This window comes from Inquilinus sp. OTU3971, from assembly GCF_038440215.1.
The window spans coordinates 18,682-39,963 of record NZ_JASATH010000012.1 but is presented as its reverse complement, the minus strand read 5'-3'; the positions used below and the strand labels follow the sequence as shown (position 1 = coordinate 39,963).

At 70.4% G+C, this 21,282-nt stretch carries 26 protein-coding genes; 11 read left to right on the top strand and 15 right to left on the bottom strand.

All coding sequences use genetic code 11. The annotated features are described in order from the left end of the window. Positions 1-16 precede the first annotated feature (16 nt). A complete protein-coding gene (locus AAHM41_RS05155) occupies positions 17-985 on the bottom strand; it encodes a TRAP transporter substrate-binding protein (RefSeq protein ID WP_342235447.1) in 969 nt (322 codons plus the stop codon). A gap of 111 nt (positions 986-1,096) precedes the next feature. On the opposite strand from AAHM41_RS05155, the gene AAHM41_RS05150 reads away from it, so the two are divergent. The 6 genes from AAHM41_RS05150 (at position 1,097) to AAHM41_RS05125 (ending at position 6,424) form a co-directional block, all read left to right on the top strand. Then, positions 1,097-1,777: a GntR family transcriptional regulator gene (locus AAHM41_RS05150; RefSeq protein ID WP_342235446.1), complete on the top strand. Its 681-nt coding sequence runs from the start codon at positions 1,097-1,099 to the stop codon at positions 1,775-1,777. 154 nt (positions 1,778-1,931) lie between these two features. Then, on the top strand, positions 1,932-2,195 hold the full coding sequence (locus AAHM41_RS05145; protein WP_342235445.1) for an usg protein: 264 nt from the start codon (positions 1,932-1,934) through the stop codon (positions 2,193-2,195). 335 nt (positions 2,196-2,530) lie between these two features. Continuing rightward, a complete protein-coding gene (locus AAHM41_RS05140; RefSeq protein WP_342235444.1) occupies positions 2,531-3,697 on the top strand; it encodes a pyridoxal phosphate-dependent aminotransferase in 1,167 nt (388 codons plus the stop codon). A 13-nt stretch (positions 3,698-3,710) separates the two neighbouring features. Further along, complete coding sequence (locus AAHM41_RS05135) at positions 3,711-4,490, top strand: GNAT family N-acetyltransferase (RefSeq protein WP_342235443.1); 780 nt, start codon at positions 3,711-3,713, stop codon at positions 4,488-4,490. A gap of 161 nt (positions 4,491-4,651) precedes the next feature. After that, positions 4,652-5,692, top strand: a complete 1,041-nt coding sequence (locus tag AAHM41_RS05130; RefSeq protein WP_342235442.1) for a hypothetical protein — start codon at positions 4,652-4,654, stop codon at positions 5,690-5,692. Between the two features lie 105 nt (positions 5,693-5,797). Then, a complete protein-coding gene (locus tag AAHM41_RS05125) occupies positions 5,798-6,424 on the top strand; it encodes a LysE family translocator (protein WP_342235441.1) in 627 nt (208 codons plus the stop codon). Here the strand turns inward: AAHM41_RS05125 and AAHM41_RS05120 are convergent. Next, entirely contained in the window at positions 6,421-7,491 is a 1,071-nt protein-coding gene (locus AAHM41_RS05120) for an asparaginase (RefSeq protein ID WP_342235440.1), read from the bottom strand. The two genes, AAHM41_RS05125 and AAHM41_RS05120, sit on opposite strands and share 4 nt — an antisense overlap. A gap of 102 nt (positions 7,492-7,593) precedes the next feature. On the opposite strand from AAHM41_RS05120, the gene AAHM41_RS05115 reads away from it, so the two are divergent. After that, the gene (locus AAHM41_RS05115) at positions 7,594-8,121 is read left to right on the top strand and encodes an RNA methyltransferase (RefSeq protein WP_342235439.1); all 528 of its coding nucleotides are present in this window, start codon (positions 7,594-7,596) and stop codon (positions 8,119-8,121) included. Between the two features lie 11 nt (positions 8,122-8,132). Here AAHM41_RS05115 and AAHM41_RS05110 read toward each other — a convergent pair whose 3' ends face one another. The 4 genes from AAHM41_RS05110 to AAHM41_RS05095 all read right to left on the bottom strand — a co-directional run bounded on the left by AAHM41_RS05110 (position 8,133) and on the right by AAHM41_RS05095 (position 10,097). Next, complete coding sequence (locus AAHM41_RS05110; RefSeq protein WP_342235438.1) at positions 8,133-8,570, bottom strand: nuclear transport factor 2 family protein; 438 nt, start codon at positions 8,568-8,570, stop codon at positions 8,133-8,135. A 95-nt stretch (positions 8,571-8,665) separates the two neighbouring features. Then, complete coding sequence (locus AAHM41_RS05105) at positions 8,666-9,022, bottom strand: response regulator (RefSeq protein ID WP_342235437.1); 357 nt, start codon at positions 9,020-9,022, stop codon at positions 8,666-8,668. 83 nt (positions 9,023-9,105) lie between these two features. Further along, positions 9,106-9,603: a hypothetical protein gene (locus AAHM41_RS05100; RefSeq protein WP_342235436.1), complete on the bottom strand. Its 498-nt coding sequence runs from the start codon at positions 9,601-9,603 to the stop codon at positions 9,106-9,108. Next, positions 9,600-10,097: a hypothetical protein gene (locus AAHM41_RS05095; RefSeq protein WP_342235435.1), complete on the bottom strand. Its 498-nt coding sequence runs from the start codon at positions 10,095-10,097 to the stop codon at positions 9,600-9,602. The genes AAHM41_RS05100 and AAHM41_RS05095 overlap by 4 nt, the downstream gene beginning before the upstream one ends. A 146-nt stretch (positions 10,098-10,243) precedes the next feature. Between AAHM41_RS05095 and AAHM41_RS05090 the strand changes: the two genes are divergently transcribed. Then, a complete protein-coding gene (locus AAHM41_RS05090; protein ID WP_342235434.1) occupies positions 10,244-10,924 on the top strand; it encodes a DUF1223 domain-containing protein in 681 nt (226 codons plus the stop codon). Positions 10,925-10,939: 15 nt separating this feature from the next. On the opposite strand, the gene AAHM41_RS05085 is transcribed toward AAHM41_RS05090, so the two are convergent. The 6 genes from AAHM41_RS05085 to AAHM41_RS05060 all read right to left on the bottom strand — a co-directional run bounded on the left by AAHM41_RS05085 (position 10,940) and on the right by AAHM41_RS05060 (position 15,541). Next, positions 10,940-11,626, bottom strand: a complete 687-nt coding sequence (locus AAHM41_RS05085) for a DUF1109 domain-containing protein (RefSeq protein WP_342235433.1) — start codon at positions 11,624-11,626, stop codon at positions 10,940-10,942. Continuing rightward, complete coding sequence (locus tag AAHM41_RS05080) at positions 11,623-12,201, bottom strand: sigma-70 family RNA polymerase sigma factor (protein WP_342235432.1); 579 nt, start codon at positions 12,199-12,201, stop codon at positions 11,623-11,625. The genes AAHM41_RS05085 and AAHM41_RS05080 overlap by 4 nt, the downstream gene beginning before the upstream one ends. A gap of 94 nt (positions 12,202-12,295) precedes the next feature. Continuing rightward, positions 12,296-13,249 (bottom strand): heparan-alpha-glucosaminide N-acetyltransferase, encoded by a 954-nt coding sequence (locus tag AAHM41_RS05075; RefSeq protein WP_342235431.1) that lies wholly within the window; start codon positions 13,247-13,249, stop codon positions 12,296-12,298. Between the two features lie 10 nt (positions 13,250-13,259). Further along, complete coding sequence (locus tag AAHM41_RS05070) at positions 13,260-13,943, bottom strand: FkbM family methyltransferase (RefSeq protein WP_342235430.1); 684 nt, start codon at positions 13,941-13,943, stop codon at positions 13,260-13,262. Between the two features lie 15 nt (positions 13,944-13,958). After that, the gene (locus tag AAHM41_RS05065) at positions 13,959-14,801 is read right to left on the bottom strand and encodes a branched-chain amino acid aminotransferase (RefSeq protein WP_342235429.1); all 843 of its coding nucleotides are present in this window, start codon (positions 14,799-14,801) and stop codon (positions 13,959-13,961) included. 110 nt (positions 14,802-14,911) lie between these two features. Next, a complete protein-coding gene (locus AAHM41_RS05060) occupies positions 14,912-15,541 on the bottom strand; it encodes a S24 family peptidase (RefSeq protein WP_342235428.1) in 630 nt (209 codons plus the stop codon). 369 nt (positions 15,542-15,910) lie between these two features. Here AAHM41_RS05060 and AAHM41_RS05055 point away from each other — a divergent pair, with 369 nt between their 5' ends. From AAHM41_RS05055 to choX, 3 genes are all read left to right on the top strand, one after another. Then, a complete protein-coding gene (locus AAHM41_RS05055; RefSeq protein WP_342235427.1) occupies positions 15,911-17,038 on the top strand; it encodes a D-alanyl-D-alanine carboxypeptidase family protein in 1,128 nt (375 codons plus the stop codon). 152 nt (positions 17,039-17,190) lie between these two features. Next, the gene (locus AAHM41_RS05050; protein ID WP_342235426.1) at positions 17,191-17,685 is read left to right on the top strand and encodes a thioesterase family protein; all 495 of its coding nucleotides are present in this window, start codon (positions 17,191-17,193) and stop codon (positions 17,683-17,685) included. Between the two features lie 40 nt (positions 17,686-17,725). Next, complete coding sequence (choX, locus tag AAHM41_RS05045; protein ID WP_342235425.1) at positions 17,726-18,670, top strand: choline ABC transporter substrate-binding protein; 945 nt, start codon at positions 17,726-17,728, stop codon at positions 18,668-18,670. Here the strand turns inward: choX and AAHM41_RS05040 are convergent. The 3 genes from AAHM41_RS05040 to AAHM41_RS05030 form a co-directional block, all read right to left on the bottom strand. Next, on the bottom strand, positions 18,667-19,035 hold the full coding sequence (locus AAHM41_RS05040; protein ID WP_342235424.1) for a nitronate monooxygenase: 369 nt from the start codon (positions 19,033-19,035) through the stop codon (positions 18,667-18,669). The two genes, choX and AAHM41_RS05040, sit on opposite strands and share 4 nt — an antisense overlap. Positions 19,036-19,046: 11 nt before the next feature. Continuing rightward, the gene (locus tag AAHM41_RS05035; protein WP_342235423.1) at positions 19,047-20,234 is read right to left on the bottom strand and encodes a YbfB/YjiJ family MFS transporter; all 1,188 of its coding nucleotides are present in this window, start codon (positions 20,232-20,234) and stop codon (positions 19,047-19,049) included. A 74-nt stretch (positions 20,235-20,308) separates the two neighbouring features. Next, on the bottom strand, positions 20,309-21,205 hold the full coding sequence (locus AAHM41_RS05030; protein ID WP_342235422.1) for a LysR family transcriptional regulator: 897 nt from the start codon (positions 21,203-21,205) through the stop codon (positions 20,309-20,311). Positions 21,206-21,282 lie beyond the last annotated feature (77 nt).

Below are 21,282 nucleotides of genomic sequence, written 5' to 3'. Positions count from 1 at the left end.
GCCGGGCGGCACAGCCTCACTGCACCGCGCGGATGCGCTCCACCAGCGACTTCATCGCGTCGGTGGTGACGAACTTGTCGTAGACCGGGCCCATCGCGGCCGAGAACGCGGCCTTGTCGACGGTGATGATCTCGGCGCCGCCGGCCCGCACCTTCTCCTCGGACTGCTTCTCGCGCGCGGTCCACAGCTCGCGCATCTTGATCACCGATTCCTTGGCCGCCTGGCGCAGCACCGCCTGGTCGTCGGGCGACAGCTTGTCCCAGGCGATCTTGGAGATCACCAGCACCTCGGGCGTCAGCGAGTGCTCGGTCAGGGTGTAGTGCTTCGCCACCTCGAAATGGCGCGACGATTCGTAGGAGGGCCAATTGTTCTCGGCGCCGTCGACGACGCCGGTCTCCAGCGCCGAATAGACCTCGCCGAAGGACATCGGCGTCGGATTGGCGCCGAAGGCCTGCATCATCGCGATCCACAGGTCGGATTGCTGGACCCGCAGCTTCAGCCCCTTCATGTCCTCGATCGACCGGATCGCGGTCTTGGTGGTGTAGAAGGACCGGGCGCCGGAATCGTAGAAGGCCAGGCCGACCAGGCCGTGCGGCTCGAACGCCTTCAAGATCTCGTCGCCGATCGGGCCGTCCACCACCTTGTGCATGTGGTCGACCGACCGGAACAGGAAGGGCAGGCCCAGCACCTGCGTCTCCGGCACCAGGTTGTTGAACGGCGCCGTATTCACCCGGTTCATGTCGATCACGCCGAACCGGGTCTGCTCGATCGTGTCCTTCTCGGCGCCGAGCTGGGCGTTGTTGAAGACCTGGATCTTGATCCGCCCGCCGGTGCGCTGCTCCATCAGCTCGCCGAGATACTTGACCGCGTCGACCGTCGGATAGCCGTCGGGATGGATGTCGGCCGAGCGCAGCGTCTGCGCCGAAGCCGGAAGGGCAGCCAGCGACAGCGCCGCCCCCAGGACCAATGCCGCAATGGATTTCACGGAACGCCTCCCCTTTGATCGGCCTGGTAGATCAGGCCGCCGTCTAGTATGGTAAGAGGGAGCCTAGTATGGTACCTGACCTGATGCAATATCCCTTGCGAGCGTGACCGCATGGCGCCACTCGATCTGCTCGACCCGACCACCAGCATCGCCCGCCTGATCGAGCTGGAGATCCGCAAGGCCATCGTCACCCTGGCCATGAAGCCCGGCGCGCCGCTGTCCGAGCAGGAGATCGCCGTCCGCTACGGCGTGTCGCGGCAGCCGGTGCGGGAGGCCTTCATCGCCCTCGCCCGCTCCGGCCTTGTCGAGATTCTGCCGCGGCGCGGCACCTTCGTGGTCAAGATCTCGGTCGAGCGCATGCTGGAGGCGCGCTTCGTCCGCGAATCGCTGGAGAGCGCTGTGGTGCGGCGCGCCTGCGAGCGCTTCGACGCCCGGGTGCGCACCCGCATCGACTTCCATCTCGACGCCCAGGAGCTGGCGGCGTCGGCGGGCGAGCATTACGAGTTCCAGCGCGCCGACGAGGCCTTCCACGCGGCGATCGCCGAGGGCGCCGGCTGCCCGTCGGCCTGGACCGTGATCGAGGATTTGAAGGCGCATATGGACCGCGTCTGCCACCTGACGCTGCCCTCGGCCTCGTCCCTGCCGGGGCTGATCGACCAGCACCGCACCATCCTCGCGGCGATCGACCGGCGCGACCCGGACGGCGCCGAGGCGGCGCTGCGGGCGCATCTGTCGGAGATTCTGCGGGCCTTGCCGACAGTGCAGCGGGAGCACCGCGACCTGTTCGCGTGAGCGGCCACGGAAGGTCTGGCAGCACTCCTGCCCGAGCGCTGCTAACACATTGATTTTACTAGATATACCCTTGTACGGATCGGAAATCCACATCACATTTCCTTCATGGACCGGACACGCGAGGCCGGCCGTGCGGAAAGGGATGGCGAAGGGAATGACCGATCTGGAACGTCAGCTGCAGGGCTACCGCCTGACCACGGCGGAGATCCTCTACCACCTGCCCGACCACCCCGGGCTGCTGCAGAGCTTCGTGTGGCAGAAGCTGGACCTGGCGCCGCGCTATCCGGAGCTGCAGCGCTTCCTCGACTTCTGGAGCCACAGCATCGAGGGCAGGCTGCATTCGGTCCGGGTCGCCTCGACCGGCGTGGTCAAGCCGGCCGATCTGCGGCTATGCAGCGCCGAATTCCGACTGCACTGAGCGGGACGAGGAGGCAGGCCGGCGGCGGGGCCGTCAAATACCCCGCCGCCGCCCGTGACCTGGAGGGGGGATCCGGTCACGGGGTCCTGCATCACACGGCTGCGGCGGGGAGGGACTCCGCCGGGCCGCCGAGGCCCGCCACTGTCGGGCGACCGAAGCCGCTCGCGAACCAGCGCCGTTGGGGCCTCACCCTTCCTAACAATGCGGTCTCCGATCGGTTCCCGGAGAATCGCATCGGCCGCGCGACGCCCATGCGCCGGCCGCGGATGACGCCCGCCGCCCCGTCTTGCTACCCTCCGCCGCAAAGTCAGGGAGAGGTCAGCGTGGACGGACATATGGCGGCGGGTCTTCTGGGCGGTATCCGACCCGACATCGCACGGCTGCCGGAAAGCGGCATCGTCGAGGTGGTCAATGCCGGGCGCGGCAAGCCCGACCTGATCCCGCTGTGGGTCGGCGAGGGCGACCAGCCGACGCCGGGCTTCATCGCCGAGGCGGCCAACCGGGCCCTGCTCGAGGGCCAGACCTTCTACACCTGGCAGCGCGGCATCCCGCCGTTGCGCGAGGCGCTGGCCGGCTATGTCGGCCGGATCGCCGGGGCCACGGTGCCGCCGGGCCGGATCTACGTCACTGTCGGCGGCATGCAGGCCATCATGATGACCATGCAGGCGCTGGTCGGGCCGGGCGACGAGGTGGTCCTGCCCGCCCCGGTCTGGCCGAACATCTTCAGCGCCGTCGAGATCGCCGGCGGCCGCACCGTGCCGGTGCCGATCGGGGTCGAGAACGGCCATTGGCGGCTGGACCTGGACCGGCTGTTCGCCACCTGCGGGCCGCGCACCCGCGCCCTGTTCCTGAACAGCCCGGGCAACCCGACCGGCTGGACCCTGACGGCGGAGGAGCAGAAGGCGATCCTCGACTTCTGCCGCGCCCGCGGCATCTGGATCGTCGCCGACGAGGTCTATGCCCGCTTCGTCTACGACCGGCCAGTGGCGCCGTCCTTCCTGTCGATCGCCGCGCCGGAGGACCGGCTGGTGGTGGTCAACACCTTCTCCAAGAACTGGGCGATGACCGGCTGGCGAATCGGCTGGGTGGTGGCGTCGGAGGAGCTGGGGCAGGTCTATGAGAACCTGCAGCAGTTCAACACCTCGGGCGTGCCGACCTTCCTGCAGCACGGTGCGGTGGCCGCCATCGAGCAGGGAGAATCTTTCATCCAGAGCCAGGTGGACCGCTGCCGCACCGCGCGCGACCTGGTGGTCGGCCGACTGTCGGAGTCGCCGCGGGTCCGGCTGACCCGCCCGGACGGCGCCTTCTACCTGTTCTTCGGGGTCGAGGGCGAGCCGGACAGCCGGGCCCTGGCGCTGCGCCTGCTGCACGAGGCCAATGTCGGCCTCGCCCCCGGCTCGGCCTTCGGGCCCGGCGGCGAGGGCCATCTGCGGCTGTGCTTCGCCGGCTCGGTCGAGCGGCTGCAGACCGCAATGGACCGCCTGCTGCCCGCCCTGTCGTGAGCAGGGGGAGGCCGTGAACCGGGCGCTGCTGCAGCGCCTGGTCCCCAACACCCTCGCGGCCGCGACAGAGGGCCGGCAGCGCGCCGATGTCGGCCCCTTCGCGCTGTTCGTCTCCGAGGCCAGCGACGACCCGATCCAGAGCTTCGCCGTGCCGGTCGCGCCCGCGCCGGACTGGCGGCCGGCGGTGGTCGAGCTGCAGCAGGCCTTCGACGCCGCTGGCCGGCGCTTCCGCATCGAGTTCTTCCGCGAGCTGCACCCCGCTCTGTCCCCGACGCTCTATGCCATGGGCTATGAGCGCGAGATGGAGGCGCCGCTGATGATCCTGCATCGCGACGCCTATCGGCCCGCGCCGGACGGCCCGGCGCGGCTGCTGGCGGCGGAGGACGAGGCGGCGCTCGACGGGCTGATGCTGGTCCAGCACGAGGCCTTCGACCAGCCGCTGGACGCCGCCGGCGAGGCGGATTTCCGTGCCCGGCTGCGGCAGGGCCTGGCCCGCGGCAGCCGGCGGGCCGCCCTCGCCCGCCTCGACGGCACCCCGGCCGCCAGCGGGCTGCTGCTGATCGGCGGCGACACCGCCGAGCTGGCGGCGGTGGGCACCCGGCCGGCTTTCCGCCGCCGCGGCCTGGCACAGGCGGTGTGCCGCCAGCTGCTCGATGCCTATTTCGCCGGCGGCGACCTGGCCTGGCTGTCCGCCGCTGCGGGGGCGGAGCCGCTCTACGCCAAGCTCGGCTTCCGCCCGGTCGGCACCCAGTTGAACTTCGGCTCCGCCGGAACCGGCAGCCATTTCAAATAGATTTCCAGACCGACTTTTATATTCTGAAAATAGCCGAAAGATCTCGGCGCCGCATTCGTCACCGAACCTTCATAGGAACGTCCCACGAAGACTGCTACGAGCATCCTGATTTCGCCGCTTCGCTCGGCGAAACCCTTCGGAAACCGACATTGGGGGACAGGATGAATCGTGCAGGGAAGCGGCGCGCGCTGCGCGCCCTCGGTCTGGTGTCGGCTTTGGTTCTCGCCGCAGTCGCCACCGAGAACCGGGCCTGGGCCTGGGGCCACACCGGCCATGTCGAGATCGGCGCCGTGGTCGCGGACAGCCTGCCCTGGCAGATCAAGGCCATGCTGGACTGGCGGTCGGTGGATTCGGCCATCGCCGAATGGAACGCCGAGCTCGACGTCTCCAAGGGCGCCGGCCAGACCCATGACTTCGAACGGGACCCGGGCCACTACATCGACATCGACGATGCCGGCAAGGTGCTGGGCGGCGTCGACTTCAATGCCATGCCGGTGTCGCGCCGCGACTACGACACGGCGCTGCGCGCCGGCGGCCAGACCCAGTACGGCGCCGGATACCTCTATTACAGCCTGATCGACGGCTGGCAGCAGATCCGCATGGATTTCGCCTGGATGCGGGCGCTGACCGTGGGCCTGCGCACCGCCTCGAACCGCGCCGACCGCGAGTTCTTCCAGGAGCAGCTGGATCTGCGCCGCCGGCTGCTGCTGCGCGACATCGGTGTCTGGGGCCATTACGTGGCCGATGGCAGCCAGCCGATGCATGTCTCGGTGCATTTCAACGGCTGGGGCAACTATCCGAACCCGAACAACTACACCAATGCCCCGATCCACGCGCCGTTCGAGGGCAGCTTCGTCAAGAGCTTCGTCGGCGAGCGGGCGGTCCGCGCCGCCCTGCCGCGCTATCGCGACTGCGGCTGCCAAATCGAGCAGCGCGTGCATGATTATCTGCAGACCACGCTGGGCACGGTCGAGCGGGCCTATCAGCTGGCGCCTTCGACCAACAACTATACCACCCCGACCCCGGCGGCAGTCGGCTTCGTCACCCAGCGCGTCGCGGCCGGGGCGGCCGAGATGCGCGACATGGTGATCGACGCCTGGAAGGCCAGCGGCGACTGGACCGTCGGCTATCCGGCGATCAAGGTCTCGGACATCGAATCCGGCAAGGTCAAGGTGACCCGCGACTCGTTCTGGCACGATTGAGGGGCTGGCACGATTGATGTGTGGGTCCAGCGGCGCGGCCGTCGCGCCGCTGGACAAATCTCTGGCGCCATGGATTGCTGGCCGCTCGCATAAGGAGCCGTCGCCATGTCGCTCGACCTGTGGTTCGCCTTCCTGCTCGCCGCCTTCATCGTCCTGATCATCCCCGGCCCGACCGTCACCCTGGTGCTGTCCTATGCGCTCGGCCGCGGCCGAGCGCACGCCTGGTGGATCGTCGCCGGCGTGGCGCTGGGCGATCTGACGGCGATGACCCTGTCGCTGCTGGGGCTTGGCGCGCTGCTGGCCGCCTCGGCCGGCGCCTTCACCGTGCTGAAATGGATCGGCGCCGCCTATCTGGTCTATCTCGGCGTCAAGCTGTGGCGCGCCGCGCCCAAGGCGGACGGCCTGGTGGCGCCGGACGCCGGGCGGTCGCCCCGTGCCATGCTGCTGCACGCCTTCGCCGTGACCGCGCTGAATCCGAAGAGCATCGTCTTCTTCGTCGCCTTCCTGCCGCAATTCGTGCATCCGGAGGCGCCGCTGCTGCCGCAGATGGCGGTGCTGGAGGGCACCTTCGTCACCCTCGCCGCGCTGAACGCCGCCGCCTATGCCTGGATCGGCGCCAGGCTGCGCGACACCATCGGCAAGCCCTCGGTGCTGCGCCTGATCAACCGGGCCGGGGCCGGCGTGCTGGTCGCCGCCGGCTTCGCCACCGCCGCCTGGAACCGGGCGAACTAAGCCAGCCCCTCGGCGCCGCGCACCGCCCCGACGGTCACGCCGCGGCGGGTCTTGATCTCCGGCGCCAGCCAGCGGCCGGCGATCTCCGGGTCGGCGTCGTCCAGCGCGCCGATCCGCTTCAGGATCGCGGCCATGGCGACATTCGCCGCCCGCTCCGCCCCGTCCTCGATCTTCAGCGCCACGCCGAGCCCGTATTCCGGCAGCGCGGCGCAGAACACGCCCTCGGCCCCGACCTTGGTCATCACCCGGCCGCGGCAGGCCTGCATGATCTCGGTGTCGAAGCGGCCGGTGCCGGCCACCAGGAAGGGCTGCGCCGCCCAGGCCTTGCGGATCCGCAGCACCGCGTCGCGCCGCTGCTCCGGCAGGTCGGCGGGATCGGCGATCCGGGCCATGGCGAAGGCCAGGCCTTCCAGCGGGATGGCGATGGTCGGGATCGAGCAGCCATCGGCCGCCCAGGCCGCATCGCCGAGGCCGCAGCCGGTCATCTGCTCGAGCACGCCGAGGATGCGCTGCTGCACCGGGTGGTCGTAGCGGATGTAGCCCCTGGTCTTCTCGCCGAGATGGACCGCGGTGGTCAGGAAGCCGGTGTGCTTGCCGGAGCAGTTGTTGTGCAGGGTCGAGGGATGCTCGTGGCCGCACACCAGAGCATGGGCCGAGCCCTCATGGAACGGCAGGTGGGTGCCGCATTCCAGGTCGGATTCGGACAGGCCGATCCTGGCCAGCCAGGCGGCCACCCGCTCGACATGGCCGGGCTCGCCGCCATGCGAGGCGCAGGCCAGCGCCAGCTCCTCGTCGCCCAGGCCGAAGGCATCGGCGGCGCCGCTCTCGACCAGCGGGATCGCCTGCAGCGACTTGATCGCCGAGCGGGCATAGACCGGCCGGCCGATATCGCCCCAATGGCCGTGCACCCCGCCGCCGCGGTCGACGATCAGGGCGCTGCCGCGATGCCGGCTTTCGACCACCGAGCCCCGGGTGACCTCGACCAGGATCGGCGCGCCGCCGCCGGCAAGGTCGGCGGTTCCGGCGGCATGGCTGTGGTCGTGATCGTGCGCGTGATGGTCGGTCATGGTCGTCTCGGCGGGATGGCGGCACGGGCCGTTCTGGCCCGCACCTTGCCCTCGCGCCCGCCGCGAGGCAAGTTCGGAGCCGGACGACACGGACGGGATCGGATGAAAGGCTATTTCGCGATCGGCTGCGAAGGCATCAGCAAGCCGATGAATGTGGGCGCCCTGCTGCGCACCGGCCATGCCTTCGGCGCGGCCTTCTGCTTCACCGTGGCGCCGGTGACCGAGACGGTCGATTTCGGCTGGAGCGACACCTCCAGCGCCGCCGGCACGGTGCCGCTCTACACCTATCCCGACGTCGCCTCCCTGATCCTGCCGCAGGGCTGCGCGCTGGTCGGCATCGAGCTGATGGCCGAGTCCGTCGCCCTGCCGAGCTTCCGCCACCCGCGCCGGGCGGTCTATGTGCTGGGATCGGAGCGCGGCGGCCTGTCGCCGGAGATGGTGGCGCGCTGCGACCACATCGTGCAGATCCCGACCCGCTTCTCGCTGAACCTGTCGCTGGCCGGCGCGCTGGTGATGTATGATCGGCTGGTCTCGCTCGGCCGCTTCGCGCCGAGGCCGATCATGCCCGGCGGCCCGACCGAGGAGCTGCCGCCGCATGTCCATGGCGGCCCGATCGTGGGAGACAACTGAGAGGCCTGCTGTCAGGGGCTTGGTGCGAGCACCGCCGCCAGCGCACCGGTGTCGTGGTAGAATGGCAGGCCGTCGGTCAGGCGCCCGTCACGGAAGCGCAGCACCTCGGCGAAGGGCTGGCTGACGGCCTCGCCGCTGCGCCGCGCCGTCAGGTGCAGCGTGCAGGTCATGAGGACGGTGTCGCCGGCGCGGACGGCCTCCATCCGCTCCACCCCGATGTCGCTCCAGACTTCCCGCATCCGGCGGAACAGGGCACCGACTCCTGCAAGCCCTCTCCAGTCCCCGGCATAGGGCAGCGACGACGGCTCATGCACCACGACATCCGGGTGGAACGCGACGGCGAGGGCCTCGAGGTCCTCGGTCTCCGCGTTCAGGAACGCCATCTCCACCGCGAACATGCGCTCCAGGAGCTGCATGGCGGAATGCTGGTCGCCGGGCTGATGGGTCATCCAATTCCCCTGTGGTCCGATACGGCCGCGGGAACGGCCTCGATCGTCAACCTAGGGTTCGGATCGGCACTCGCCTGTCCGTTTCTTGCTGCGTGCTACGCGCCCGCAGCCAGCAGCGACCGCACGGTCGAGGCCAGGGCGTCGGCGGCGTAGGGCTTGCGCAGGGTGGGCAGGTCGGCCGGCACCCCGTCCTCGACGCCGTAGCCGGTGGTGAACAGCACCTTGAGCGCCGGCCGCTCGCGCCGCACCTGGACGGCCAGCTCGGCGCCCGACATGCCCGGCAGGCCGACATCGGTGATCATCAGGTCGAATTCTCCGCCGTCGAGCAGGCGCAGCGCTTCCGGCCCGTCCGCGGCCTCGGCGACGTCGAAGCCGCCATCGACCAGGGCCTCCACGGCGAGGAGACGCACCAGCACATCGTCCTCGACCAGCAACACACGTCCGCCACGCATCGGATGGTTGTTCGCTTCCTGCAATCCCGGCCTGATTCATGGCGGCAAACCGGGCCGGGGGCAACCCTCCTTGGCCGCGCTCGTCAGTGGATCGTGGTTCCGGCCGGGACCGTGTGGGCCGCGGCCTCCGGCGGGGGCACCTGGCCGGCCACCGGCGGCAGCGCGATGCCGCCATCCTGCAGGGCGTCGGCGACGGCAGCGAAGATCGGGCCGCACAGCCGGGTGGCGGCCGGCGTCAGGATGGCGCGGGCCAGGAATGGCACCCACAGCGTCTCGCCCTGCTGGTGCAGCGCCACGACGTCGAGCAGCAGCCGCTCATCCTCCGTCACCTGGCGGCAGCGCGGGCAGTTCACCTGGATGGTGCGGCCGGCGCCGTTGGCGATGAAGCCCATCAGGTCGTCCACCGCCTCGGCCGCCGCCGGCGCGCCCTCGTTGCGGAAGGCGGTGCGCAGGTTGGCCAGCACCGGAATGCCGTGGCGATGGCCGGCGACCCAGGCGCGGATCGCCCACAGCACCAGCGTCTCGGCCCGGGTCAGCGGCGGTGCGCCGGCATCGTCGCAGTCATGCACCTCGTCGCTCATGGCAGCGCTGCCCGGACCAGGCCGAAGGAGGGGAGATTGGCCGGTATCCGCAGCGGCCGCGGCGGCGCGGCCGGCCGCTGCAGCGTCACCCCCGCTTCGGCCAGCAGGCCGCCGAGCTCGGCGCACAGGCCGGCGGCGGCGCGGCAGGCGGCCGGTGACAGCATGCCGCGCAGCATCAGCGTGCCCGACACGCCCGACTGGCCGATCGCGACCAGATCCAGGATCCGGCGCTCGTCCTCGGTGACGGTGAAGGCGCAAGGCACGCCGATCTGCACCCGCCGCTCGGCGCCGAAGCCGATGATGCGGGTCAAGAGGCCGACCCGTTCCGCCGCCGCCTCGGCACCGACCTTGCGGAAGGCCAGCAGCACCGGATGGTCGGTCGGCGCCCCGGTCTTCAGTCCGACGACGCTGAGCCGCAGCGCCCACAGCACCAGCTGTTCGGCAAAAGGCAGGGCGCGACGGTCGCTCGGCTCGGTGATCTGGTCCTCGTCCATTCTGGGCTCCCGTTTGAACGGCGCCCTATTTGAGAACGATTATCAATCGCGAATCAAGAGCCGATGTGTTTCCGGGCGCATCCGCCTCGTAACCCGGCAGCCGACCGGGCCGAACCGGAGACATGTTTCCGCTTCAGGGACACATCATGACCCGACCGCTTCTCGCCGGCCTGCTCGCCCTGGCCGCCCTGTCCAGCCTCCCCGCCGCCGCCGCCGAGCGGCCGGTGGTGGTGGAGCTGTTCACCTCGCAGGGCTGCTCCTCCTGCCCGCCCGCGGACGCGCTGCTGGCGACGCTGGCCGACCGGCCGGAGGTGCTGGCGCTGGCCTTCCATGTCGACTACTGGAACCGGCTGGGCTGGGTGGACCCGTTCTCGAGCGCCTGGGCCACGGCGCGGCAAAGTGCCTATGCCTTGCAGATGGGGTCGAGCCAGGTCTACACGCCGCAGGCGGTGGTCGATGGCGGCCGCGACGTCGTCGGCTCCGACCGCGAGGCGCTGGAATCGGCGATCGCCGCCGCCCGGTCCGACCCGTCGGTGCCGCTGACGCTGACCGCGTCGGATGCGGCGCTGCAGGTGGCGGTAGGCCCCGCCGCCCCGGCGGATGCGGTGCTGTGGCTGGTCGGCTTCGACGACCGGCACGAGACGCCGGTTCGGCGGGGGGAGAATGCCGGCCGGACCCTGGTCAACCGCAACGTCGTGCGCAGCCTGACCCGGCTGGACGGGTGGAAACCCGGCGGCACGGTCGCCGCGGCCAGGCCCGAGGGCGACCGGACGGCCGTGCTGCTGCAGGGGGCGGACGGCCGGATCCTGGGGGCGGCCCGGGTGTAGTGCCGGGCCGTCCGCTCAGCTGGCCTGGCCGACCGGGCGCGGCGCAAACAGCGCGAACAGCGGCCGGTTGAACAGCCTGGCCAGCCCGACCAGCAGCGCGATCGAGCCGCCGTGCCAGATCAGCACCATGATCGTGGTGTCGAGCGGATGGAACAGCGACACGCCGCAGGAGACAAGGGCCGATGCGGCCAGCATGCCGGTGACGATGGTGGCGGTCGGCCGCACCGGGCCGGCGAAGCGCAGCATCACCACCAACAGCGCCCAGAGCGGAATGCTCACCATCAGGATGTTCATGAAGCAGCGGAAGCTGGTGCCGAGCACGAAGCCGTCCGGGCCGAAGCGGATCCAGTCGGTCAGGCAGCCATAGCCCATCGAGGCCAGCCAGAAGACCAGCCCCGGGACGGGCAGCAGGGCCCAGCGCCGCGACCGGTCGGGCAGGCTGACATGGAAGGCGGCGATGGCGGCAAGGATGCCGGTCAGCATCGCGCCGGCCCATTCGAGCTGGTAGGAGGTCTCCGCCATCTCCTGCATCCGCTCGTGCCGGACACCTTTCAGCGCGACCACGCCGGCGATCACCAGGCCGGCGATCAGCAACCACAGGGCGGCCCGCAGCATCGGCGGCCGCAGCGGGCGGACCGGACGTGCATCGGCGGCAAGCTGCGCGATCAGATCTTCGGTGCGAGTGTGCCCCGTCTCCGTCATTTCGGTCCCAACGCCCCCTTCAACGCCTTCAGCGCGCGATGCATCGCGACCTTGAGCGCCGGCACCGACGCGCCGCTGGCCGCCGATGCCTCCTTCAGCGACATGTCCTTCAGCTTCAGAAGCTCCACCGCCTGGCGCTGGCCCGGCGGCAGCTCCGCGATCGCGCGTCGCAGCGTGATCGAATCGGCTTCCATCCCCATCTCATTCGTTTCGGGGGCGGCAAAGGTTTCCTGGAACGGTTCGATCGTCGTCTCGCGGCCGGTGGTGCGGATCTGGATGCGCACCCGATCGACGATCCGCCGCCGCGCGATCGCCACCAGCCAGGGCTGGAACGGCCGGGTCGGGTCATAGGTCCGGCGGATGCTGTGCAGGGTCAGCAGCACGTCCTGCACCGCGTCCTCGGCATCGGCCGGGCGGTGCAGCGACCGGCGGGCCAGCGCCCGCAGATAGGGGGTGATCTCGATCAGCAGCCGGTGATAGGCGGCCCGGTCGCCCGCCTGCGCCGCAACCATCAGCGCCGACCAGCCGACATCCCGCGCCGTGCCGGACGGGGTGTCCTCGTCAGGTGGGCTCATGGCAGCGGTCGGCGGGGCAATCCGGACATCGGCGCCGAGACTAGGGCCGCGGTCGATGGCAGGCGAGCGAATTTTCGGCCGGCCGCCGCCACGCTCAGCGGCTGCAGGATGCGGCCAGGCCGAGCAGGCGATCCTTGAGCTCGGGCGTTGCATCCGGCCGCAGCGCCGGCCACAGAGTCTGGGCCGCGACCCCATCGACCATGCAGCCGCAATAGGCGTGGCACCCCTCGGCGCTCCCGCCCCGCTGCTCGCACTGCACCTGGCAGTCGATCAGCAGCGGCGCCGGGTCCGGCGGCGGCGACAGCATCGCCTGCGGGTCGCGGCCGAGCGCCATGCCGATCAGCAGCAGGAGGCCGATCAGCGCCGGCTGGTGGATCAGGTAGGCGGCCAGGCTGTGCCGCCCCACCCAGCGCAGCGGCCGGCCCGGGGCGCCGCCATCGACGGCGCCTCCGGGGGCGTGGGCCCGCAGCCACCAGCGGGCCGCGGCGATGCCCAGCAGCACCGGCCCGAACCAGGGGAACAGCGGCTCATAGTCGTTGCTGCGCGGCGGCAGAGTGCCCAGCCCGGTCCACAGCAGCCAGGACTGATCGAACAGAGTCGAACGCCACAGGATCGGCAGCGCGATCACGGCGAGGCCGAGGACGAGAGTCACGGCCGGCTGCAGCCGCAGGAACAGCAGGCCGAGGATACTGGCGACGGCGATGCAGTGCAGGATGCCGAAGAAGATGAATTCGTCCGGGATCGCGAACCAAGTCGCGACCGTAACCGCGATGGCACCGGCCACCACCTTGTTCAGCCGGATGGCCCAGCGCCGCCAATCGCGCCCTTGCACATGCCACAGCACCAGGCCGACGCCGACCAAAGCGAGGAAGCTGCCGGCGATCAGGTACCGCGCCGCGATCCAGCCGGTGCCGGCCACCAAGTCCCAGTCGACAAAGCCGAAGAACCTCAGGTCCCAGGACAGGTGGTAGAGCGCCATCGCCAGCAGCGCCAGGCCGCGGAGCAGGTCGATGACCGGCAGGCGGCCGGGAGGCGGGGCGTCCGACATCGGGTTCGGGCTAGCCCGGCCGCACGAACACGCCGTCCATGCCGATCAGCCGGGCGGTGCGGCGGTTGAAGTAGCCGGGGATGAACAGCGCCGGCACGAAGCCGAGCTCCGCCATGTGCTGGATGCTGTCGCGATAGGACGGCTCGCCGTCATAGACCGGCACGATCGACAGCTCCATCTGCACCGCGGCGATGCGCGGCAGCACGCCGCGCGCGCCGTCCAGCACCCGGCGCTCGGTGCCCTGGGTGTCGATCTTCAGCAGCACCCGGTCGCCTGGCCGGGCATGGCGGGGGAAGATCCGCTCCAGCCGCGCCTGCGACGCCACCTCGGTGCCGACATAGGCCGAGCCATCGAGCAGATCCGCCATCTCGGCGGTGAAGTCGAGCACCGAGCTCATGTCGCTCTCGCCCGAGACCTGCAGCGTCACCGGCGTGTCGCCGTCGCCCAGCGCCAGCCGCGACTCGACCACCCAGTCTGGATCGCCGGCGGCCGCCGCGGTCAGCGCGGCATGGGCGGCGGACAGCGGCTCGACCGAGACGATCCGCCCGGCATAGCCGCCGCGCCGCAGCCGCTGCGCGTATTGGCCGACATTGGCGCCGACGTCGAACACCAGGGTGATGCCCTGGTGCTCGAGCACCCGGACCAGATTGCGCGTGTCCTTGGAAACCGGCTCGGGCGGAACAGCGTCACTCATCGGGCCTGCTCGGCGTCAGGAATGCGCCCACTCCCAATACAGCTTGCGGGCCTTGGCGTAGAACGGCCCCGGCTGCAGGTGCCGGTCCTCCAGTCGGGTGCAGGGCAGCACCTTGGCGAAGTTGCCGGTCTGGAAGATCTCGTCGGCATCCGCCAGCTCGTCCGGCCGGATCGCGCGCTCGACCACCTCGACCCCGTCATGGCGCAGCAGCTCGATCACCCGGCGGCGGGTGATGCCGGCCAGGAAGGTGCCGTTTGCCGCCGGGGTGTGCACGGCGCCGTCCTTGGCCATGAAGATGTTGGCGGTGGCGAATTCGGCGACATTGCCGATCGGGTCCAGCATCACCGCATTGGTGAAGCCGCGCTGCTTGGCCTGGCGCATGGCCATGCCGGATTGCGGGTAGAGGCAGGCGGCCTTGGCCCGGGTCGGCGCCATCTCCGGCGACGGCCGGCGCAGCCCCTGGGCGAAGCAGGCGCTGTCCTCGCCCGGCTGCGGCAGCGGCGAATCATAGATCGACAGGCAGAAGCGCGTCGCCGCCGGGTCGGGCTCGATCCAGCCATCCTCGGCCCAGAACATCGGCCGGATATAGACCGCGGCATCGGCCGGGAAGCGGCGCAGCCCCTCGCGGGCCAGCGCCTCGATCTCCTCGGCCGGCAAGGTCGCCTCCAACCCCATGGCCTTGGCCGAGGCCACGGCCCGGACGCAATGGCGGTCGAGGTCCGGCGCCACGCCTTCGAAGCCGCGGGCGCCGTCGAAGATGATCGAGGCCATCCAGGCGGCATGCGTCAGCGGCCCCATGATCGGGGGATTGCCCTCCTGCCAGGAGCCGTCGAGGAAGGTCCACGCTTGTCTCGCCATGTCGTCCGTCCGATCCCGCATCGTGTGACGCCGGAGCATAGGCGAGCGGCCGGGCGGCGCCAACACCGCCCGGCAGATGGCCCAGCCCTGCGCCCGACGCAGGGCGCGGCCTATTGGCTCGACCAGACGATGCGGGCCTTCCAGGCCACGTCGGACAGCTTCAGCGATTGCGGCGCCTGGTCGCCCGACAGCGGCTTCAGATCGATCCGGTTGGCGCTGATCCGCACCAGCTCGCCGACCAGAAGCTCGCCGCCGACCGTCTTGACCACCACCCGGTCGCCACGCCGCAGCCCGGCGGCCGGCGAGACCACGACGACATCGCCGTCCCGGTAGATCGGCGCCATGTCGTTGCCCGCGATCTCCAGCGCATAGGCGGTGGGGTCGGACAGGTTGGGGAAGTCCACCTCATCCCATCCCTTGCCGGCCGGACGGCCCGCATCGTCGAACAGCCCTTCAGCGGCGGCCTGGGCCCGGCTGACGACCGGGATGCGGCGGGCCGGCAGTCCCGAACCGTCGTCGATCAGCCGCACGAAGGCGGCGATCGAGCTGCCGGTCGCATCCAGGATCTTGGAGATGCTCTCGGTGGATGGCCAACGCAGCTTGCCGTCGCTCGACTGGCGCTTGCTGGGATTGAAGGTCGTGGGGTCGAGCCCTGAGCGACGCGCAAGGCCGGAGGCGGACAACCCGTTGAGCTTGGCGAGACGGTCGATCGCCGCCCAGATGTCGGCGTGCTTCAGCATGGGAACAATGTCTCCCGGGGGCGTTGAGCCACGTGTAAGAGCGTAATTATTCATAAAACTTACCTAAAAATGAATATGTTTGTTTTCCTAGCGCCCTGTGCTCCCCCATGTTGCATCTCGCCTATTCGACAGACGTGGCCCCCACCACACTTGGCATTGTACAAGCGACGCGACCTTTGCGCTATGACCCGAAAGGGATAGGAGAGCGAGTAAGGAGATAGGTTCAGGTTTCCTATGTATGTCCTCTCGCCGGCGCGTCCATGCGCCTGTGCGCTTCGCCGCGGGGCCATCGTGACAGGCTTTGGTTGGCAGCGGCCTCAGTTGACGCTATCCCTGCGGTCCATGCCCCGTCCCATGATCAAGATCGCGATGCCGGCCCTCCTCCTCCGTGCCACCGTTCTTCTCGCCGCCCTTGCCGCGCTGCCCGCCCATGCGGCCACGGTCGACACCATCGCCAGGCAGGCGATCCTGATCGACACCACCACCGACACGGTGCTGATGGAGAAGGCCGCGGACGAGCGCATGCCGACATCGTCGATGAGCAAGATGATGACGGCCTATCTGGTCTATGACGCGCTGCGGGACGGCCGGATCACGCTGGACACCAAATTCCCGGTCAGCAAGAAGGCCTGGCAGACCGGCGGATCGAAGATGTTCGTCCAGATCAACGACACCATCCGGGTCGAGGATCTGCTGCGCGGCCTGCTGATCCAGTCCGGCAACGACGCCGCCGTGGTGCTGGCCGAGGGCTTGGCGGGGTCGGAGACCGCCTTCGCCGACCGCATGAACGAGATGGCGAAAAAGCTGGGCATGAACGCCAGCCACTTCGTCACCTCCAACGGCCTGCCCGACCCGGAGCACTATTCGACCGCGCGCGATCTGGCGATCCTGGCCGAGCGGATGATCTCGGACTTTCCGCAATACTACCGCTACGACGGCGAGCGGGAGTTCACCTGGAACAAGATCAAGCAGGGCAACCGCAACCCGTTGCTGTATCGCGACATGGGGGTGGACGGGATCAAGACCGGCCACACCGATTCCGGCGGCTATGGCCTGACCGCCTCGGGCGTGCGCGACAACCGCAGGCTGATCCTGGTGGTCAACGGGCTGCCCAGCATGCAGGCCCGCGCCGACGAAGGCGCCCGCCTGCTGGAATGGGGCTGGAACCAGTTCCGCCTGTACCCGCTGTTCAAGGCCGGCGCCCCGGTCGACGAGGCGACGGTCTGGCTCGGTGCCGAGGACAAGGTGCCGGTGACGGTGGCGCAAGACCTGGCCATGACCATGCAGCCCGCCGATTTCGACAAGATGACGGTCACCGCCCGGTTCCAGGAGCCGATCGAGGCGCCGGTCGCCAAGGGCCAGGTGCTGGGCGAGATCGACATCGCGCCGCCGGACGGGCCGGTGCGCAAGGTGCCGCTGGTCGCCGCCCAGGACATGCCGGAGGCCTCGATCTTCCGCGCCCTCGGCATGAAGCTCGGCCTGCTGCTGGGCCTCTGAGCCGCGAACCCTCTCCGTCCCGGCGGAGGGGCGGCGCTTTCGATCAGGTCGGCGTCGCCTTCGGTCAATGAGGCGCGCCTCCGCCGCGTAGCATCGCCTGCATCCGAGCCCGTCCGAACAGAGACGGGCCGCAGGTGAGGACCAACCGGCGGATGCCAGCGACCGCGGCCAACCCGACATCCCTGTCCGACCGGACGATCGCGGTGCCGTTGCGGCTGCACCGCGAGGCGGTGCGGGTGGAATGGACCGACTACAACGGCCATCTCAACGACGGCTACTACGCCGTCATCTTCAGCCACGCCACCGACGCCTTCCTGGAATTCGCCGGCATCGACGCCGCGTACCGGGTGCGCAGCCGACGCACCGTCTTCACCGGCGAGATGAAGATCCGCTACCGGCGCGAGGCCCATGCCGGCGACGAGGTGGCGGTCGAGACCCGGCTGGGCGCGCTGGACGCCAAGCGCTTCACCCTCCACCACACCATGCACCACGCCGCGTCCGGCACCGTGCTGGCCGAGAGCGAGGTGCTGAACCTGTCGATCGACGCGACCATCCCGAAGGTCGCGCCGTTCGAGGCCGAGATCCATGACCGTTTGAGCGAGATCCGCGCCGCCCACGAGGCCGCCGCGGAGGACGAGAAGGGCTGACAACGCCCCCCGTTCCCATGAGGACAGACAGGAGGCAATGATGAACGCGAGACGTTTCCTTTTCGCCGCAGCGGCGGTCGCCGTATTGGCCCCGGCCGGCGGCGCCCTGGCCGACGACGCGGCCTGCAAGACCGTGAAGCTGTCGGATGTCGGCTGGACCGACATCACCTCGACCACCGCGCTGGCCAGCACCGTGCTGAGCGGTCTGGGCTACGAGCCCAACGTCAACATGCTGTCGGTCGCGGTCACCTTCGAATCGCTCAAGAACAATCAGGTGAACCTGTTCCTCGGCAACTGGATGCCGTCGCAGACCGAGATGGTCGACCCCTATCTGAAGCAGGGCGTCGAGCTGGTCGGCACCAATCTCGACGACGCCAAGGTGACTCTGGCGGTCAACCACGAGGCCTATGAGGCCGGGGTCAAGGACTTCGCCGACCTGCAGAAGTTCGCCGACAAGTTCGGCAAGTCGATCTACTCGATCGAGCCCGGATCCTCGGCAAACAAGAACCTGTCGACCATCATCGGGAAGAACGAGTTCGGCCTCGGCGACTGGAACCTGGTCGAGGCCAGCGAGCAGGCGATGCTGGCCCAGGTCGACCGGGCCACGCGGCGCGGCGAATGGGTGGTGTTCCTGGGCTGGGCGCCGCATCCGATGAACATCAAGTACAAGATCGACTATCTGAGCGGCGGCGACGCCTATTTCGGCCCGAACTACGGCGGCGCCACTGTGCGCACCCTGGCCAACCAGAAATGGCTGGCCGGCTGCCCGAACCTCCGGAAATTCGCCAAGCAGCTGGTGTTCGACCTGGACACCGAAAACAAGATGATGGCGATGATCCTGGACGAGGGCATGGAGCAGAACGCCGCCGCCCGGAAATGGCTGAGCGAGCACCCCGAGCTGCTGACCAAATGGCTCGACGGCGTCACCACTATCGACGGCAAGCCGGGGCTGGATGCCGTGAAGGCGTCGCTGAAGAGCAGCTAGGCCTTCAGCCGGGCGATCGCCGCCTCGGTCTCGGCCGCCGGCTGGCGCCGGGCCAGGCGCAGCCCTTGCCCGGCCCAGAGCGACAGGAACTCCGCCCGCCCCGCCTTCCCGGCCGCGCCACGCAGCGGCCGGGTCAGCGCGTTCTGCAGCGGGAAGGGCAGCGCCGCCGACGTCTCGCCCGGCGGCTCGATCGCGGTCATGAAGCGGTTGACGATGCCGCGGGCCGGCCGGCCGCTGAAGGCGCGGGTCAGCCGGGTCTCCTGGCTCGCGCGCCGCGAGGATCGCGGCCTCGTAGGCGTCGGACACGCCTGCAGGATCGGGTGGCGCAGGCCGAAGCGCTGCATCAGCGGGGTGACGACGGACATGGTCGGATCCTCTAGCGGACAGCCAAGGCAGGGTGGTCCCGGCGGGACACGCGGTCCAGGGCCAGGTCGAGGACGAAGGCCAGGACCAGCGCCGCGGCGCCGAGCGCGAACAGCAGGGCATGGCCGAAGCCGCCGGCGAACAGGGCGGAGAAGCCGTAGGCCGCGGCCGCCTGGCCAACGGCGAAGCCGACGGTGGCCCGGCGCCAGGCGGCGTCCCGGGCCACCGGATCGGCGACCAGCGCCTGGACCCGGCCCAGCACCAGCGGCACGATGCCGGGGACGAAGGCACCGACGATCAGGCTGGAGGCGGCCAGGACCACGCTGCCATTCGCCACGGCGGGCAGGCCGACCGCCGCGGCCTGGACCAGGAAGGCCAGGCGCAGCGCCGCCCGGAAGCCGACCCGGTCGGCCAGCCGGCCGAGCAGCACCGGCCCCGCCACCGCGCCGAGGCCGAACAGCACCCAGTCGACGGCGCCCGCTGCCAGGCCGCGGCCGAGGCCGCGGACCACGAAATCGACCAGGAAGACCATATGCGGCACCAGCCCGACGGCGTTCAGCGCGTATTCCACGGTCAGGCCGGCCAGCACCGCGGCGGGCGGGCGCGCGGCCGGCGACGCAGCCTCGACCGCGATCGGCGCGACCGCCTGTGGCCAGCCGCCCCAGCCCAGCGCCGTCAGCGCCAGGGCCAGGACGCCGAGGCCGGCCCAGGTGGCCGCCAGCCCTGCCTGCAGCAGCAGCGGCACCAGCGTGCCGGAAGCGGCGATGCCGAGCCCGACTCCGGCGAAGATCAGTCCGCCGGCCCGGCCGCGATGCGCCGGCTCGACCAGCGGCAGCGCCGCCGGCGCGGCCAGCACCATGATCGCTCCGCCGGCCAGGCCGGCGGCGAAGCGCCACGCCAGCAGCCACAGCGGCGACAGCGGCACGGCGCAGGCCAGGAAGGCGACGGCGGCGAGCAGCATCATGCCGCGCAGCGGCGGCACCGGCCCGGCCGGCGCGGCGAGACGCCGGGCACTCAGCGCCCCGGCCAGATAGCCGGCGAGATTGGCGGCGCCGAGCTGGGCCGCCCCGCCCGGGGTTAGCCAGCCGGCGGCGATCAGCGGCGGAATCAGCGGCGTGTAGGCGAAGCGCGCCAGGCCGATGCCGACCAGGCTGGCGCACAGGGCGGAGAGGATCGGGCGAGGGAGCGCGGCGGAGGACATGCCGCCAGGATAGGGAGGCCGATCATTCTCGAATAATGGCTACTTCTGATCGTCGCCATCACCATGGCAGATACCTACTCCGCCGCCCGGACCGCGCCGGCGCCGCGGAACAGGTCGAGGAAGGCGGTCAGCGCGCTGGTCGCCAGGGCGTCGCGATGACGGATGAACAACGTCTCGACCCGCGCCTCGGCCGGCGGCAAGCCGTGCACTGCCACCCGCCCGGCGGCCCAGACCGGGCCGATCAGGGCGCGCGGCAGCAAGGTGACGCCGAGCCCGGCGGCGACGCAGCCGAAGATCGCCTCCAGCGTGCCGAATTCGAGCAGGCGCAGGCCGACCGCACCGCGCCGCGCCAGCACCTCCTCCAGCCGCTGGCGGTAGGAGCAGCCGGCCCGCAGCACGACGAGGCGCAGCCCGCCGGACGCGGCGCCCTCGGCCAGCAGCCGGTCGAGCCCGCCGGCGGCGGGCGCGGTCAACAACACCAGCTCCTCCTCGAACACGACCTCGGCGGTGAGATCGGGATGATGCACCGGGCCGCAGACGAAGGCGCCGTCGACGCGCCGCGCCAGCACCTCGGCCACCAGCTCGGCGGTGGTGCCGGTGCGCAGCGCCAGATCGACCGCCGGATAGGCCGCGGCATAGGCGGCCAGGGCGGGCGACAGCCGCAGCGCCGCCGTGGTCTCGAGCGCGCCGAGAGTCAGAGGCCCGCCCGGCGTGCCGTCGTCGCGGGCCGCCCGCGCGGCATCGTCCAGGAGCAGCCGGACCCGGCCGGCATAGGGCAGCAGGCGCCGCCCGGCTGCGGTCAGGACCACGCCGCGGCTGTGCCGCTCGAACAGCGGCGTGCCCAGCTCCTCCTCCAGCGCCCGGATCCGGGCGGTGACGTTGGACTGGACGGTGTTGAGCTCGGCCGCCGCCCGGCCGATGCCGCCGGTGCGGGCCACCGCCTCGAACACCTTGAGATCCCTGTCGTTCACGATGCGCCCCGCAAGCCGCGTCCGGGAAGGACGCCACGATTGTATCGGAGGACAGGCCCGTCCGGCGACATGGACTC

Excerpts from the sequence above, each read along its gene's own strand:
- AAHM41_RS05115 (WP_342235439.1), top strand. The coding sequence starts at position 7,594 with ATGAAAGGCTATTTCGCGATCGGCTGCGAAGGCATCAGCAAGCCGATG.
- AAHM41_RS05055 (WP_342235427.1), top strand. The coding sequence starts at position 15,911 with ATGCCGGCCCTCCTCCTCCGTGCCACCGTTCTTCTCGCCGCCCTTGCC.
- AAHM41_RS05125 (WP_342235441.1), top strand. The coding sequence starts at position 5,798 with ATGTCGCTCGACCTGTGGTTCGCCTTCCTGCTCGCCGCCTTCATCGTC.
- AAHM41_RS05065 (WP_342235429.1), bottom strand. The coding sequence starts at position 14,801 with ATGGCGAGACAAGCGTGGACCTTCCTCGACGGCTCCTGGCAGGAGGGC.
- AAHM41_RS05120 (WP_342235440.1), bottom strand. The coding sequence starts at position 7,491 with ATGACCGACCATCACGCGCACGATCACGACCACAGCCATGCCGCCGGA.
- AAHM41_RS05075 (WP_342235431.1), bottom strand. The coding sequence starts at position 13,249 with ATGTCGGACGCCCCGCCTCCCGGCCGCCTGCCGGTCATCGACCTGCTC.
- AAHM41_RS05145 (WP_342235445.1), top strand. The coding sequence starts at position 1,932 with ATGACCGATCTGGAACGTCAGCTGCAGGGCTACCGCCTGACCACGGCG.
- AAHM41_RS05090 (WP_342235434.1), top strand. The coding sequence starts at position 10,244 with ATGACCCGACCGCTTCTCGCCGGCCTGCTCGCCCTGGCCGCCCTGTCC.
- choX (WP_342235425.1), top strand. The coding sequence starts at position 17,726 with ATGAACGCGAGACGTTTCCTTTTCGCCGCAGCGGCGGTCGCCGTATTG.
- AAHM41_RS05085 (WP_342235433.1), bottom strand. The coding sequence starts at position 11,626 with ATGACGGAGACGGGGCACACTCGCACCGAAGATCTGATCGCGCAGCTT.
- AAHM41_RS05150 (WP_342235446.1), top strand. The coding sequence starts at position 1,097 with ATGGCGCCACTCGATCTGCTCGACCCGACCACCAGCATCGCCCGCCTG.
- AAHM41_RS05035 (WP_342235423.1), bottom strand. The coding sequence starts at position 20,234 with ATGTCCTCCGCCGCGCTCCCTCGCCCGATCCTCTCCGCCCTGTGCGCC.
- AAHM41_RS05095 (WP_342235435.1), bottom strand. The coding sequence starts at position 10,097 with ATGGACGAGGACCAGATCACCGAGCCGAGCGACCGTCGCGCCCTGCCT.
- AAHM41_RS05040 (WP_342235424.1), bottom strand. The coding sequence starts at position 19,035 with ATGTCCGTCGTCACCCCGCTGATGCAGCGCTTCGGCCTGCGCCACCCG.
- AAHM41_RS05100 (WP_342235436.1), bottom strand. The coding sequence starts at position 9,603 with ATGAGCGACGAGGTGCATGACTGCGACGATGCCGGCGCACCGCCGCTG.
- AAHM41_RS05130 (WP_342235442.1), top strand. The coding sequence starts at position 4,652 with ATGAATCGTGCAGGGAAGCGGCGCGCGCTGCGCGCCCTCGGTCTGGTG.
- AAHM41_RS05080 (WP_342235432.1), bottom strand. The coding sequence starts at position 12,201 with ATGAGCCCACCTGACGAGGACACCCCGTCCGGCACGGCGCGGGATGTC.
- AAHM41_RS05110 (WP_342235438.1), bottom strand. The coding sequence starts at position 8,570 with ATGACCCATCAGCCCGGCGACCAGCATTCCGCCATGCAGCTCCTGGAG.
- AAHM41_RS05050 (WP_342235426.1), top strand. The coding sequence starts at position 17,191 with ATGCCAGCGACCGCGGCCAACCCGACATCCCTGTCCGACCGGACGATC.
- AAHM41_RS05070 (WP_342235430.1), bottom strand. The coding sequence starts at position 13,943 with ATGAGTGACGCTGTTCCGCCCGAGCCGGTTTCCAAGGACACGCGCAAT.
- AAHM41_RS05105 (WP_342235437.1), bottom strand. The coding sequence starts at position 9,022 with ATGCGTGGCGGACGTGTGTTGCTGGTCGAGGACGATGTGCTGGTGCGT.
- AAHM41_RS05140 (WP_342235444.1), top strand. The coding sequence starts at position 2,531 with ATGGCGGCGGGTCTTCTGGGCGGTATCCGACCCGACATCGCACGGCTG.
- AAHM41_RS05060 (WP_342235428.1), bottom strand. The coding sequence starts at position 15,541 with ATGCTGAAGCACGCCGACATCTGGGCGGCGATCGACCGTCTCGCCAAG.